At 44.8% G+C, this 15,618-nt stretch carries 11 protein-coding genes (1 of these 11 running past the window's edge); 4 read left to right on the top strand and 7 right to left on the bottom strand.

What is annotated here, in order from left to right; genetic code table 11:
* The 5 genes from trpA to QE357_RS18370 form a co-directional block, all read right to left on the bottom strand.
* On the bottom strand, nucleotides 1-173 hold the beginning of the coding sequence (trpA, locus tag QE357_RS18350) for a tryptophan synthase subunit alpha (protein WP_309711413.1). Its footprint begins 607 nt before the window's first position; the window shows 173 of its 780 coding nt (coding positions 1-173); it begins with the start codon at nucleotides 171-173; its stop codon lies beyond the left edge, outside the window.
* Between the two features lie 24 nt (nucleotides 174-197).
* The gene (gene trpB, locus QE357_RS18355; protein ID WP_106637243.1) at nucleotides 198-1,397 is read right to left on the bottom strand and encodes a tryptophan synthase subunit beta; all 1,200 of its coding nucleotides are present in this window, start codon (nucleotides 1,395-1,397) and stop codon (nucleotides 198-200) included.
* 435 nt (nucleotides 1,398-1,832) lie between these two features.
* Entirely contained in the window at nucleotides 1,833-2,480 is a 648-nt protein-coding gene (locus QE357_RS18360) for a phosphoribosylanthranilate isomerase (protein ID WP_309710522.1), read from the bottom strand.
* Nucleotides 2,481-2,525: 45 nt separating this feature from the next.
* A complete protein-coding gene (trpC, locus tag QE357_RS18365; RefSeq protein WP_106637241.1) occupies nucleotides 2,526-3,326 on the bottom strand; it encodes an indole-3-glycerol phosphate synthase TrpC in 801 nt (266 codons plus the stop codon).
* Nucleotides 3,327-3,353: 27 nt separating this feature from the next.
* Complete coding sequence (locus tag QE357_RS18370; protein ID WP_106637240.1) at nucleotides 3,354-4,070, bottom strand: RluA family pseudouridine synthase; 717 nt, start codon at nucleotides 4,068-4,070, stop codon at nucleotides 3,354-3,356.
* Between the two features lie 136 nt (nucleotides 4,071-4,206).
* On the opposite strand from QE357_RS18370, the gene priA reads away from it, so the two are divergent.
* From priA to QE357_RS18390, 4 genes are all read left to right on the top strand, one after another.
* Nucleotides 4,207-6,702, top strand: a complete 2,496-nt coding sequence (priA, locus tag QE357_RS18375) for a primosomal protein N' (RefSeq protein WP_309710528.1) — start codon at nucleotides 4,207-4,209, stop codon at nucleotides 6,700-6,702.
* A 91-nt stretch (nucleotides 6,703-6,793) separates the two neighbouring features.
* Nucleotides 6,794-8,317: a M20/M25/M40 family metallo-hydrolase gene (locus tag QE357_RS18380; protein WP_309710531.1), complete on the top strand. Its 1,524-nt coding sequence runs from the start codon at nucleotides 6,794-6,796 to the stop codon at nucleotides 8,315-8,317.
* Between the two features lie 71 nt (nucleotides 8,318-8,388).
* Complete coding sequence (locus tag QE357_RS18385) at nucleotides 8,389-9,558, top strand: heparan-alpha-glucosaminide N-acetyltransferase domain-containing protein (protein ID WP_309710534.1); 1,170 nt, start codon at nucleotides 8,389-8,391, stop codon at nucleotides 9,556-9,558.
* A 77-nt stretch (nucleotides 9,559-9,635) separates the two neighbouring features.
* Nucleotides 9,636-9,884: a hypothetical protein gene (locus QE357_RS18390; protein WP_106637236.1), complete on the top strand. Its 249-nt coding sequence runs from the start codon at nucleotides 9,636-9,638 to the stop codon at nucleotides 9,882-9,884.
* Nucleotides 9,885-10,011: 127 nt separating this feature from the next.
* Here the strand turns inward: QE357_RS18390 and rpoC are convergent, their stop codons facing one another.
* Together rpoC and QE357_RS18400 are read right to left on the bottom strand one after the other, a co-directional pair.
* Nucleotides 10,012-14,331 carry a DNA-directed RNA polymerase subunit beta' gene (gene rpoC, locus QE357_RS18395; protein WP_106637235.1) on the bottom strand — a complete coding sequence of 1,440 codons (4,320 nt, stop codon included), beginning with the start codon at nucleotides 14,329-14,331 and terminating at the stop codon, nucleotides 10,012-10,014.
* 90 nt (nucleotides 14,332-14,421) lie between these two features.
* Nucleotides 14,422-15,570 (bottom strand): acyltransferase, encoded by a 1,149-nt coding sequence (locus tag QE357_RS18400; protein ID WP_309710538.1) that lies wholly within the window; start codon nucleotides 15,568-15,570, stop codon nucleotides 14,422-14,424.
* Nucleotides 15,571-15,618 lie beyond the last annotated feature (48 nt).

The following is a 15,618-nucleotide window of genomic DNA, read 5'->3' on the forward strand; positions in this document are numbered from 1 at the left end:
CCATCGGCCACGGGGTCAGAATAAGGCATACCGATTTCTACTAAATCGGCCCCCGCCTCCTGAAGACTTTTTAGGATGATACGCGTATCGGTTAATTGGGGAAAACCGGCTGTGAAGTATACATTAAGCAACTTCTGAGATTGTTGCTGAAAAAGCTGAGTAATCCGATTCATTGTTTCAATGCTGTTCATGAGGGCCTACAAGAATTTCATGTACGTAGAAAGGTCTTTATCACCGCGACCAGAAAGATTAACCACTACTACATCATCAGGATTTAAGGTCAACGTCTTTAAAGCGGCTAAAGCATGAGCTGACTCTAAAGCAGGAATGATACCTTCGAGTTTAGCCAGTTGGAATCCGGCGGCTAACGATTCCTCATCCGTAACAGCTCTGAAAATGCCCCGACCACTCGTGGCCAGGTTGGCGTGCATAGGTCCGATACCAGGATAATCAAGTCCTGCCGAAATAGAGAAGGGCTCTACCACTTGTCCATCTTCCGTCTGCATAAGGATACTGCGGCTGCCATGTAACACCCCTGGTTTCCCTAAGAAGGTAGTAGCTGCTGATTGTCCGGAATTCACTCCTTTACCGGCCGCTTCTACAGCAACCAGTTTTACGGATTCTTCATTTAAGAAATGATAGAATGCTCCGGCTGCATTAGAACCTCCTCCTACGCAGGCAATCACGTAATCAGGTAATTCTGTTCCTGTTTTTTCTGCTAATTGGTTCCGCATTTCTTCGGAGATCACTGACTGGAAACGAGCTACCATATCAGGGTATGGGTGAGGTCCTACGACACTACCTATTATATAATGCGTATCGACGGGGTTGTTAATCCAGTGACGCATGGCTTCATTAGTTGCGTCTTTCAAGGTACGGGAACCACTGGTTGCGGCCCGGACTTCCGCTCCGAGCATTTTCATGCGGGCTACGTTGGGAGCCTGACGTTCGATGTCAATCTCACCCATATATACGATGCACTCGAGTCCCATCAGAGCACAAACGGTGGCCGTTGCTACTCCATGCTGGCCAGCTCCGGTTTCGGCTACAATTTTGTGTTTACCCAAACGCTTGGCCAAAAGAATCTGACCGATGGTATTATTTACCTTATGAGCTCCAGTATGACACAGGTCTTCTCTTTTGAGATAAATTTTCGCGTTAAAAGCCTCCGAAAGGCGTTCGGCGAAATACAGTGGCGTGGGGCGACCAACGTAATCCTTTAATAAGTGTTCAAAATCGGCCTGAAACGATGGATCGGCCATAATTTTCAGGTAGTTTTCCCGTAGTTCTTCAACATTAGGGTATAACATTTCGGGAATAAAGGCTCCACCGTAGGGACCATAATACCCTTTTTCATTAACCTGATAAGGATTGTTAACCTGCTCTGCAATCTTCATAATCCTGATTTTTGACTAATAAAAAACCCGCTGTTCAGCTGAACAGCGGGCGTGTGATATAGAGGATTACTCCTTACGCAAAAGAAAGCTGTTCAACCGAGGATTCCCAGTTGCCACCACCATGCTTTTGCGAATGAGTTGTTCATTTTCGTTTCGAATTCAATTGTACGGCAAACTTAGAAAAGTTTTTGGTTTGATTGCCTATCGGATAGATAAATTTTATGAAGATTCGAAAAACCAGCAGGTTCTTCTCTTTTAATCGAAAATAGACCCTTATTGCTAGTAGCACATCCTTACTGAAACTCAGCACATGGATGCTAGGGGCGAAAGCTCATTCTTTTTGAAATGGATGTTACTTACTGAATTTTCATCCCCATAAAAAATAAGGGACCCAATCCGGTCCCTTATCATAAACACTTTTAAAGAAAGACATTCTCAGGCTTCAATTTCTTCCACCTTTAGCCGCTGAATAAATTCCCGCACGGCTTCAATGTTTTTTATTCCTGGTTGTTCTTCAAACTTGCTATTAATATCTACAGCGTGCATGCGAAGACCCGTTTTTTCCTTCAGTTCCAGAATGGTTTCGGCATCTTCCAGGCGAATTCCTCCCGAAAGGAAGAAAGGCTTTTCATTATCGTATCTCTTCAACAAACTCCAGTCGAAAGCTGTTCCGGTACCTCCATAAGCAGCAGCTTTGGTATCGAAAAGAAAGTAATCACAAACGGGTTTGTAATTGTTCAGTTGAGTAAAGTTAAACGTCTCATCTACCCGGAAAGCTTTGATGATGTTGATTCCCTTGAATTGTAAGCTGCGGCAAAAATCCGGCATTTCATCGCCGTGCAACTGCACGAAATCCAGTCCGTAGGTCTTTACCGTCTGAACGATCTGGTTGATGCTGGCATTCACAAAAACGCCGACCTTTTTTGTGTCTTTAGGTACATTTTTCACGACTTCCGCATCGAGTGTTTCTCCCATAAACCGAGGAGAATTTTCGTAAAAAATAAATCCTACGTAGTCGGGTTGTAACTCAAGTAAATCCTGAAGGTTTCCCTCCTCTTTCATTCCACAGACTTTAATTCGCATAGGTTTCTGGAGTTTAGGTACAACAAAGGGAAAAACACGGGGCACTTATAAAGTCACGTACTGTAAACCTCCCACAAAATCGGCCAGGGCCTCACCGGGTTGGGACGTTTTCATAAAATTTTCACCAATCAAAAAGCCGCGATACCCTGCGTTATGGAGTTGATGAATCGTTTCTGTGCTACTTAACCCGCTTTCTGATACCTTAACAAACTCTTGAGGTATTTGTTCTACGAGCTTAAGCGAGGTTTCAATTGAAACATGAAATGTTTTCAGATCACGGTTATTCACCCCTACCATATTCAGGTAAGGATTCAGACTGCGTTCGAGTTCTTCCTGATCGTGAACTTCCAGTAATACTTCCAGCCCAATGGACTGAGCAAACTGACCGAAACGTTTGATTTCTTCAGGAGATAAACAAGCAGCAATCAGCAGAATTACGTCAGCACCCCAAGCTTTAGCCTCCAGAATCTGATATTCATCGACAATAAATTCTTTCCGTAACAGCGGCGTTCCGGGGTTGGACTTACGAGCCAGTTGCAGATCGTCGGCATTCCCTCCGAAAAACTCTTCGTCCGTCAAAACCGACAATCCGGCGGCTCCGGCTTCAGAGTAAGCGAAGGTAACTTCCTCTACCTTCACGCGGTCATTAATGATACCTTTGGAGGGAGACTTACGCTTGAATTCGGCAATAATACCGGAAGAATTTTCCTGACGTAATCGCTGGGATAAAGAGTTAGTGGCCCGTCCGAAACTAGGGAACAGTTCAAGTTCACGAGCCGTAATATTGGCTTTCGCCTGAGCTACTTCTTTATGTTTATGAAGAACAATCTTTTCGAGAATATTCATGATCTGGTTAGAATGCAGAGGGGAAAATTATCCGTGGTGAATAGCTTCGTTTACTTCTTCGTCAAACTCTAAAAACTCTTCCCAGAACGAATTCTGCGGAACTGCCGCCTTACAAATCACGGCTTCGTTTTTGATGGGATGAATAAAGTATAAACGGCGGGCATGCAGGTTAATGCTTGCGTCGGGATTCGGACGGGGGTAACCGTATTTCAAATCACCGCGAATGGGACAGCCCATCGAAGCCAGTTGCACCCGAATCTGATGGGGACGGCCCGTTACGGGATTCACCTCCAGTAAAAAATGGTGATTCATTTCACCAATTAACTTGTAGGTTAACTCCGCCTTTTGCGAGCCGGGTCTTTCGTAATCGTAAGCCGTTACTACGTTGCGAGCCTCGTCTTTTACGAGCCAATGCGTTAATTTTCCGCTTTTCTGCTCGGGCTTTTTACCCACAACGGCCCAATACGTTTTCTGAATATCCCGGCGACGGAATAGTTCATTCATGCGTTCGAGGCCTTTGGAGGTCCGGGCAAATACAACCAGCCCGCTCACCGGGCGATCCAGACGGTGTACCGTTCCCAGAAAAACCGCTCCGGGTTTGTTATATTTTACGCTGATATATTCCTTAACGTAATCGGAAAGAGTTTTGTCGCCCGTCTGATCTCCCTGCACGAGTATCCCCGCTGCTTTGTTGACGATGATGAGGTGGTTGTCCTCGTAAACGACGTTAAATGGTTTTGCCATATGATGCACTTGTAAAAACCCAAAGTTACACATTCTCAGGCGTAAATAGAATCTCCCTTTGTCATTACGGGGCTTACTTTCGAATTAAAATCACGACTCAGACGTTCTGATTCTGCATTCATCTTAACTTGCCTGTATGAATCAGCTCGATTTTACGGAAGAGGTAACGCAGTTTGCCGACGTTATTCTGCCCATTCCGATTCCCCGCTTATATACCTATCGCGTGCCCCGGGAATTTACGGGACAGTTACAAATGGGTGCCCGCGTGATTGTTCAGTTTGGAAAAACTAAAATTGTTACGGCTCTTATTGCCCGCATTCATAACCAGCCGCCTAAACAGTATCAGGCCAAATACATTCTGGAAGTACTAGACGACACGCCACTGGTAACTCGCTGGCAATTAGAGTTATTTCAGTGGATTTCCGATTATTATATGTGCCATATCGGGGAAGTGATGAACGTGGCTCTTCCCTCAGGATTGAAGATTTCGAGTCAGTCGAAGGTACAGTACAATCCCGATTTTGAACACCCGGATTTACTCACGCCCCGCGAAAAGGAAATCATTGAAGAAATCAAAGCCAAACAATCTTTGAGTTACGACGAGCTGGCCCGCTTTGCGGATGTTAAAAACGTGTATCACCTCATCAAGTCGCTCATCGGCAAACGGGCGGTTATCGTTTTTGAAGAAGTTCGTGAAAAATATACGCCCAAAGTTGTTCGTAAAGTTCGGTTAACTTCCTTTTTCGCCGATCCTGAAAACTTAAAAACCTTGATTGGGCAACTGGAGAAAACGCCCAAACAGTTAGATATTTTACTCGAATACCTCCGGCATGTGCCCGCCCTTCGCGATCCGGAAAAAAATACTGAGGGGTTACTTAAGTCTACGTTTTCAAAAAACGATGAGTTATCAGATTCTTCGCTGGATACCTTACTAAAAAAAGGAGTCTTCGAAAGTTTTGATATCGTCATCAGCCGTTTTGCTGAAGATACGGGCACGATTGCCACCATGCCTGTGCTGTCGGATTCCCAGCAGCGAGCGGTACAAGAAGTAACGCAATCGTTTCAGGAAAAAGATACCGTATTACTGCACGGCGTAACCGGAGCCGGTAAAACTGAAGTTTACATTCACCTGATCGAGCAAGCTTTAGAAAGCGGCTCGCAGGTTTTATACTTATTACCCGAAATTGCTTTAACAACCCAGATCGTCGTCCGTCTGAAAAAGATTTTTGGGGAACGGGTTGGGATTTACCACTCTAAATTCTCGGATAACGAACGCGTGGAAGTCTGGAAAGGTGTGCTTTCCGGGCGTTTTCAGTTTGTCATTGGCGTACGGTCGGCCATTTTTCTGCCCTTCGATAGTTTGGGGTTAATCATTGTCGATGAAGAGCACGAAGCTAGTTACAAGCAGTATGATCCCGCTCCGCGTTACCACGCCCGGGATTCGGCCCTGGTAATTGCCAAAATGCAGGGAGCTAAGGTATTATTGGGTTCCGCTACGCCCAGTATTGAAAGTTATCACCATGCTACACAGGGTCGGTACGGGCTTGTGGAACTAAAAGAGCGATTTGGAAATGCTTCATTGCCTTCCATTGAGCTTATTGATATTCGGCAGGCCCGAAAGAATAAAGCCATGAAGGGCGATTTTTCGAGTGAGTTATTATTTGAACTGGGTGGAAATCTGGAGCGAAACGAGCAGACCATTCTCTTTCAAAATCGCCGGGGTTACTCACCTTACCTGACTTGTGATGATTGTGGTTGGATTGCTAAGTGTGATAGTTGCGATGTGAGTTTGACGTATCACCAACGCGATGCCGAGCTTCGTTGTCATTACTGCGGCCATAAAGAGCGGCTACCCAAAACTTGCCCCGCCTGCGGAAGTACGAAAGTGCGAACGCAGGGATTTGGTACCGAAAAACTCGAAGAAGATTTACAGCTGCATTTTCCCGCCGCCCGCATTCAACGGATGGATCTGGATACGACCCGCTCGAAAACCGCTTTTCAGCAGATGATTTCTGATTTTGAAAAAGGCGAAACGGATATGCTTGTAGGAACACAGATGGTCTCCAAAGGCCTCGATTTTGACAAAGTAAGTCTGGTCGCCATTTTCGATGCCGACCGCATGATTAACTTTCCCGACTTCCGGGCAACCGAGCGTTCCTTTCAGTTATTAACGCAGGTTTCTGGCCGTTCGGGTCGACGCAGTGGTAAACAGGGTCGCGTATTAATTCAGACCAATAATACCCAGCATCCGCTGCTGGCCAAGATTATTACCAACGATTACGAGGGTTTTTATGCGGAGGAAATCGAGGAACGACAATCGTACGCCTATCCGCCTTTTTCAAGGGTTATTCGCTTAACAACCCGCCATATTGAGCAGCAGGTAGCGGAGGCAGCTTCTAAAAAACTGGCCACTCTACTGATGCAAAAATTGGGGAGTGATCGCGTGAAAGGACCGGAAACGCCCCTCGTCGAGCGAATTCGGAATCAGTTTCTTTTTGATGTGTTACTAAAGTTTGAGCGAAACCTCAATCTGAAAGCCATTAAAGAATTCATCAAAGAAACAATTGAGGAAGTAGTAACCCTTAAGGATTTTAAAGGCGTGAGTATCGTCATTGACGTGGACCCCGTATAATCATTCGACTTTTCTACCCTTTTCAAAAGGATATACTTGTAAAGACGAGTATATCCTTTTTTCTTTATAGGCTTTCCTAAACGTCTTCCCTATGAAAAAATGGTTTCTCTGCCTTTGGGCTCTATTTAGTATTCCCACACTTTTTGCCCAGACACCCGCTAAAGTGCGGGCGTATCGTCAGCAAAATGAGCAAGCTTTATTGCAGGAATACTTTAAGTTTTTATCCATTCCGAATATTCTGCTTGATACCACTAATGACGTTCGCAAGAATGCCTTTTTCATTCAGGATTTGATGAAGCGGATGAAAATTCCGGTACAATTATTAGAACTGGATGCGAAAACCCCGCCCGTAGTATTCGGTGAAGTGAAAACTCCTGGAGCTACGCAGACGCTTTTATTCTACGCTCATTACGATGGGCAGCCGACGAATCCATCAAAATGGGCCAAGGGAACAGCCCCATTCAAACCCGTATTAGCCACGAATTCCATTGAAAATGGCGGAAAGATTTTATCCGAAGCTGAAACGAGAGGTAAGCTTTCGCCGGAGTATCGCATCATCGCCCGTAGTGCAACCGATGATAAAGCTGGTGTTTTTGCCATTCTTTCGGCTTATGAAGCTTTATTGAAAAGTGGCATCAAGCCCACCTATAATCTCAAATTCTTCTTTGAAGGCGAGGAAGAAAACGGCTCGCAGCATTTAGGTGAATATTTAACCAAATACAAGAATCTGCTCGACGGCGATTGCTGGATTTTCTGCGATGGCCCTGTTCACCAGTCAGATAACAAGATTATTGTTTTCGGTTGTCGGGGTGATATTAATGTTGAGATCGCTACTTACGGCCCGCGTCGCCCCCTGCACAGCGGCCACTATGGCAACTGGGCCCCTAACCCTGCCATGCGACTGGCAAAGTTACTTTCGTCGATGAAGGATGATTATGGACGGGTATTAATCAAGGGTTTTTATGATGATGTAACGCCTTTAAGCGAATCAGAAAAGAAAGCCATTGCGGCGATTCCTCCCGTTGAAAAGGAAGTTCAGAAAGAACTAGGCATTGGACAAACGGATGGAGCGGGTAAAACATTAGCTGAATTAATCAATGAACCATCCTTAAATATCAACGGCATCGTTAGTGCTGGCGTTGGGGCTCAGGCAGCAAACGTCATTCCTTCCACGGCTGTAGCTACGCTTGATTTGCGGGTGGTAGCGGGTAATGACCCTCATAAACAGGTACAAAAACTCATTAACCACGTGAAAGCTCAGGGATATTATGTAACGGATAAAGAACCCACGATGGAAGAGTTACTCAACTATCCACTCGTGGCCCGCGTAAAACCTCTGAAAGGATACCGGGCTCAGCGAACGCCGCTGGATTTACCCATTGCTCAGAAAGTAGTGAAAGCTGTACAAAGTACTACCAAAGATCCGATCGTAATCATGCCCTCTTTAGGGGGAAGCTTACCGCTGTATCTGTTCAGCGATATTCTTCAGCAAAAAGCTATTATTACCGTTCCCATTGCCAATTACGACAGTAACCAACACGGCGAAAACGAGAACATTCGTTTGCAAAACCTTTGGGACGGCATTGAGTCCATGGCTTCCATTATGACCATGTAAGTTCCTGGTAGGATTTAGCCTCATTACAGATAAAAACTTTGTATCTTGAGGCTAAATCTCCCCTCCTAACCATGTCGTTATCAATCTCTTACCGTTCTAGAGTCAGTAGCATAGACTGGCTCCGTGGCTTAATTATGATGATCATGGCTCTTGATCACTGCCGCGAATACCTACATGCAAATGCATTTTTCTCTAACCCGCTGGACCTCGAACACCCTTCTTACTTGTTATTTTTCACCCGCTGGGTTACTCATTTCTGTGCTCCCAACTTTGTATTTCTAGCGGGAATTTCAGCGTATCTATCTGGGCTAAAAAAAACGACTCGTCAACACCGCTGGTTTCTATTCACCCGTGGCCTCTGGCTTATTTTTCTCGAATTAACCGTAATTACCTTCGGGCTATGGTTTGATATTCATTTTTCTTTTATCACACTTCAGGTAATCTGGGCGATTGGTATAAGCCTTCTCCTTCTAAGTGCTTTACTTGGGCTACCGAGTTATGCTATTTTATTGCTTGGCGTGCTCATCATTGCAGGGCATAATTTACTAGACACGATCGCCCCCACTGAAGGTTCTTTACTTTGGATTAGCCATCAACCAGGATCGCTACCTATCGGTTCAGGTCGTTTCTTGCTGAATCTTTATCCCTTTTTAGCTTGGACGGGAATTTTGTTAACAGGTTATGGAGTAGGAGCCTTATTTCGCCCTCAGGTTAGCTCTGCTGAGCGAAAGCAATGGTTGGCTTCTCTGGGTTTAGGAGCTCTGCTTCTTTTCTTAATTATTCGCTGGATTAATCACTATGGGGACCCCTCCCCCTGGCAATCGTACTCTTCTTTCGGTATCACCTTTCTTTCCTTCATTAATACATCTAAGTATCCCCCTTCCCTGCTTTATACCTTAATGACCCTTGGCCCCACTTTACTGGCCTTATCTTTATTGGAAGGTCGTAATACAGGTTATTTTTCCTGGATTGAAGTATATGGGAAAGTGCCTTTGTTTTATTATGTGTTGCATTTCTACCTCATCCACGGACTTTCAGTACTACTGCACCTCTATCAAGGCATTTCCTGGGAAAATCTGAATTTTCAGAATGGCAGTGCTGGGGTTACTCCTCATGTTGGGCTTCCTATCTGGAGAGTTTATTTGGTTTGGCTTACGGTCTTAGCCTTTTTGTACCCTTTATGTAAAGCCTATGGAGCATTTAAAAAGCGGCAACGTCATCGCCTTTGGAGTTATTTGTAAGCTCTGGATATAATTCCCCAATTTCAAGATTGGAATGACCTTTTTATTTTACAAAGCTCAACCAACGTGAAAAAGTCATGAGCAATCACACCTCTAATACAAAAGATCCGGGAACCCAGGGTGTCCCCATCAAAGATAGACCCGAAGGAACGGCTGAGCTGACTGAAGTAGAACGCACGGGTGAAATGCCAATCGTCGATACAGTTGCCGACGGAGAAAGTGATACCTCCGGTGAAGTAAAAGCTTCGACCCTCGAAAAACAAAAAGTGGACGCTCTGCTGGATGCAGAAGAAGCTCGCGAACGAGCCAAGCATACTAAAAAATAGTACATTTAACAAAGACTGATCTAAATTATTTTGGATGTTATTTATGTCAGTCTTTGTTGAATTACCAACAAAAAGCCCCGTTCAGCAATTGCCGAACGGGGCTTTTTTATTGTTTAAGAGAATTGACTTAAGCTAGCTCTTTCTTCTTACGAGAAGTAGATTTGCTTTCAGTGAATTTCTCTCCTTCTTCTGGATTGGTTACCAGCAGGTCCTGATAGCGACGAACGCCGGTACCTGCAGGAATCAGGTGCCCTACGATAACGTTTTCTTTCAGACCTTCCAGACGATCGGCTTTCGCACGAACGGCTGCTTCCGAAAGTACTTTCGTAGTTTCCTGGAACGAGGCTGCTGAGATAAACGATTCAGTACCCAGAGACGCTTGTGTAATACCCATCAACGTTGGACGAGATACCGCTGGCATGGCATCGCGAACGAGTACCAGAGCTTTATCCTGACGTTTCAGAGATGAGTTTTCATCGCGTAACTGACGAGCAGTGATGATCTGACCTAACTTAACGTTACTTGAATCACCCGCATCGATAACTACTTTACGATCCAGGATCGCGTCGTTTTCAGTACGGAATGTCCACTTATCTACACCTTGATTTTCAAGGAAGTTCGTGTCGCCTGAGTCGATAATTTCCACTTTCTGCATCATCTGACGAACGATACATTCAATGTGTTTATCGTTGATTTTTACCCCTTGCAGACGGTATACTTCCTGAATTTCATTTACCAGGTATTCCTGAACGGCGGTTGGCCCTTTGATCGAAAGAATATCGGCTGGTGTAATGGCTCCATCGGATAATGGCAGACCCGCCTTGATGAAGTCATTGTTCTGAACCAGAATGTGTTTAGACGTTGGTACCAGGTATTTTTTCTCCGTTTCGTCTTTACCACGTACGAAGATTTCACGGTTACCACGTTTTACAGCACCCAGAGAAACCACACCGTCGATTTCAGAAACAACCGCAGGGTTCGATGGGTTACGAGCCTCAAACAATTCCGTTACCCGAGGCAGACCACCGGTAATATCCCGGGTCTTACCAACCGAACGAGGAATCTTAGCCAGGATGTGACCTGGTTTGATTTCAGCTCCTACTTCTACGCCCAGACGAGCACCTACAGGCATGTTATACCCACGAGAACCCTCTTCCGTATCGTTTTTAACCCAAATCGTTGGGTTTTTCGTACGGTCACGGCTTTCAACGATTACCTTCTCTTTAAATCCGGTAGTTTCGTCAAATTCCTCTTTGAAGGTTAATCCGTCTTCAATGGCTTCGTAATCAACTTTACCGCTGATTTCGCTCAAGATCACGGCGTTATAAGGATCCCAGGCACAAAGTTCCTGACCTTTAGTTACCGTTTCTCCGTCTTTCACGCTCAGGTAAGCACCATAAGGTACGTTCGTTGAGATCAGAACCTGACCAGCATACGTAGTTCCGGGAGCTCCAACAACTTGAAGTTCACCTGAACGACCCATTACTACCAGTGTATCTTCACCCGTTGGACGTTGCGTTTCCAGCGTACGTAATTCCTCGAAACGAACGATACCGTCAAACTTCGCCCGGATACTTGCATCCAGAGCAATGTTTTGAGCAGTACCCCCTACGTGGAACGTACGGAGAGTCAGCTGCGTACCAGGCTCACCAATGGATTGTGAGGCAATTACCCCTACGGCTTCACCAATGTTCACCATACGACCCGTTGCCAGGTTACGGCCATAACATTTGGCACAAACTCCATTACGAGTTTCGCAGGTTAATACCGAACGAATTTCAACACTTTCAATGCTGGTTTCGTCAATCTGCTTGGCTTTATCTTCATCGATAACATCACCCGCTTTTACGATCGTTGTTCCTGAAAGAGGATCAACTACGTCGTAGGTAGTTACCCGACCCAGAATACGTTCTGACAGCGGTTCAACCACGTCATCGTTTTCTTTCAGAGCCGAAATGGTAATACCACGTAGCGTTTGGCAATCTTCTTCATTGATAACCACATCCTGGGCTACGTCATGGAGACGACGAGTCAAATAACCAGCATCCGCCGTTTTCAAGGCAGTATCGGCCAGACCTTTACGAGCACCGTGCGTAGAGATGAAGTACTCCAATACGTCCAGACCTTCTTTGAAGTTCGAACGGATCGGGTTCTCAATGATTTCCCCAACCGAACCTTGTAAGTTCTTCTGAGGCTTGGCCATCAGACCCCGCATACCACCCAACTGACGAATCTGCTCGCGAGAACCACGGGCTCCCGAGTGCATCATCATGTAGATCGAGTTAAATCCACCCTGATCTGTTTCCAGTTGTTTCATCAGTGTATCTGTGATTTTCGAGTTAACCCGAGTCCAGATATCAATGATTTGGTTATAACGTTCGTTGTCTGTAATCAGACCCATATAGTAGTTATCCCAAACGCCCTTCACTTCACCTTCTGCTCCAACGAGTAACTCGTCTTTTACTTCAGGGATTTTAATATCGTTCAGACCGATAGATAAACCACCTTTGAATGCCATCCGGAAACCTAATTCCTTGATATCATCGAGGAACTGAGCAGTCCGGGCAACACCCGCGATTTTGAATACGTGAGAAATGATTTGCTGAAGTTTCTTCTTCGTCAGCAGTTCATTCAGGTAACCTACCTCTTCAGGAACTGCCTGGTTGAAGAGTACACGACCCGCTACGGTTTCAATGATTTTGGTCTCGAATGTACCATCTTCATTACGAACCCGTACTTTACACTTGATATTGGCGTGTTTCGAAATACGACCTTCGTTTACGGCAATAATCACTTCTTCTGCACCGTAGAATGTCATACCTTCTCCGGCGATCGGGTATTCTTCCGTGTGCACACGGCCTTTCGTTACGTAGTACAGACCAAGAACCATGTCTTGAGAAGGTACCGTAACGGGAGCACCGTTGGCAGGGTTCAGAATGTTGTGCGAAGCCAACATTAACAGAGAGGCTTCCAGAACGGCTTCATGTCCCAGGGGAACGTGAACGGCCATCTGGTCACCGTCAAAGTCAGCGTTGAATGCCGTACAAACCAGTGGGTGCAACTGAATTGCTTTACCTTCAATCAGCTTGGGCTGGAAAGCCTGAATACCTAAACGGTGCAGCGTTGGAGCCCGGTTAAGCAATACAGGGTGACCTTTCAGTACGTTTTCCAGGATGTCCCAAACAACGGGATCTTTCCGGTCAACGATTTTCTTAGCTGATTTTACGGTCTTAACGATACCTCGTTCGATCAGTTTCCGAATAATGAACGGCTTGAATAACTCGGCAGCCATATCTTTAGGCAGACCGCATTCGTGCAGTTTCAATTCAGGACCAACGACGATTACCGAACGACCTGAATAATCCACCCGCTTACCTAATAAGTTCTGACGGAAACGTCCCTGCTTTCCTTTCAGCATGTCTGAAAGTGATTTCAGGGCACGGTTACCTTCTGAACGAACGGCGTTTACTTTCCGTGAGTTATCGAAGAGCGAATCTACTGCTTCCTGTAACATCCGTTTTTCATTACGGAGGATTACTTCAGGAGCTTTGATTTCGATCAGACGCTTCAGACGATTGTTACGGATGATTACACGACGGTATAAATCGTTCAAATCAGACGTAGCAAAACGACCCCCATCCAGAGGGACAAGCGGACGTAATTCGGGTGGAATAACAGGAACCATACGGATCACCATCCACTCAGGACGGTTTTCAATACGAGTCTTGGCATCACGAAGGGCTTCTACTACCTTCAGACGTTTCAGAGCTTCCTGTTTCCGTTGTTGTGACGTATCATTAGCAGCGGCGTGACGCAGTTCATACGAAAGCTCATCCAACTGAATGCGTGACAACAACATTTCCAAAGCTTCCGCACCCATCTTCGCAATAAACTTATTGGAATCAGTGTCTGGCAGCAATTGGTTTTCACGGGGCAGCTTGTCGATGATATCCAGATATTCGTCTTCCGTTAAGAAGTCCAGCATCTGCACACCGTCTTCGGCTTTAGCACCGGGTTGAACGACTACGTACCGTTCGTAATAGATAATTTGATCAAGCTTCTTGGAAGAAATTCCGAGCAGATAACCAATTTTATTAGGTAAGCTACGGAAGTACCAGATGTGAGCTACAGGAACCACCAGTTCGATGTGTCCCATCCGCTCACGACGTACTTTCTTCTCGGTAACTTCAACGCCGCAACGATCACAGATAATGCCTTTATAGCGAATCCGCTTGTATTTGCCACAGTGACATTCCCAGTCTTTAACCGGGCCGAAGATCCGCTCGCAGAACAAACCACCCATTTCGGGTTTGTAAGTCCGATAGTTGATCGTCTCGGGCTGGGTCACTTCACCGAACGAGTTCTCAAGAATCGACTCGGGAGACGCCAAACTAATAGTGATCTTCGAGAAGTCACTATTTAGTTTTTTGTTTTTCTTTAATGACATTTTCAAATATGGTTTTGAATGAAAATGATGCTTTATCAGGCTTTTCCGATGTCAAATCAGAAAGGTAAATAGAACTAATCTACCTGTACATTATTTCACTGGAACTCTACTCGTACTACTTATCTCATTGCCGGAAGCTCTTTTATAATCGAAATACTTTTTCAAATCAGTAAAACGCTTCTCAAACAAGTACCAGGACAAGCTGGCTAAGACCATCAGAAAAATGAAACAAAATGAAATGTAGATAGCCTGACTGCTGGTAATGAACTGTGAAATCCGGCTGGGTGTATAAGTTAATAATCTTGGAACAAACACACTGGGGATAAGCATATGGAATACATAAAGCCCATAACTTATTTTTCCGATGTAGATCAGCACGGGGCTGTTTAAAACTCGTCCAAATATTCCTTTAAACCCAAGGCTGGCTCCACATACAAAATACATAGAAACAGCCGCAATTGAGAATCGTTTAAAAACCAGAACAAACCACGACTGAGGATCCATTAGCTGGCATGGAATAAACAATAATAAGCCAATAACCAATAACTGCTTACTCCTTTTATCAACCGATTCTACTGTATCCTTACTATTGGTAAACAAGTAGGCAAATACCGCACCAATACCGAAAGCATCCAGACAATAAATGGTAGCTAATCCATCCGATCCAGTAGCTGATAAGGCTAGTATAACCCTTGATACCAACCCTACGGCTATAGCCGCAAGAGCTAAGTAAGGCTGATGTTTAGCCGGTATTAGTAACAGTAATAAGGGCCAAACAACATAAAACTGTTCTTCAACAGATAAACTCCAGAACGGCGAGAGTAAATCCTGCCAGTTCCCCGTTGAATCCAGGTAATGATTATATAAATAGAATAAGTAATAAAGAGGATGTTCAAAAAAGTCGGTTTCAATTCGGATATGAGCGAACTTGTTTAACGCATAAACCCCGAATAATATTCCATAATACAAAGGAAAAATTCGTAACGCCCGCCGTACTAAAAAATCCCGATACTCTTCTCTAAACGATCGCTCGTTATTCTCAATCCGGTTTCTTGCTATCATTAAAATACGAGAAACCAGAAAACCACTAATCACGAAAAATAAGGTAACTCCGATCGAACCATTAGGCAGTTTATTAATCCAACTATCTTTTGCAAACCAGTGAAAAATAATAACGGATAATACGGCATACGCTCGCAGGGAATCTATTTGTCGGAAATAGCTGGTTTTTACTTCCATTTACAGGTTGGTATTTAATTAAAATTAGCCAGAGTAAGTTTTTCTCAC

This window comes from Siphonobacter sp. SORGH_AS_0500, from assembly GCF_031453245.1.
Classification (GTDB): Bacteria; Bacteroidota; Bacteroidia; order Cytophagales; family Spirosomataceae; genus Siphonobacter.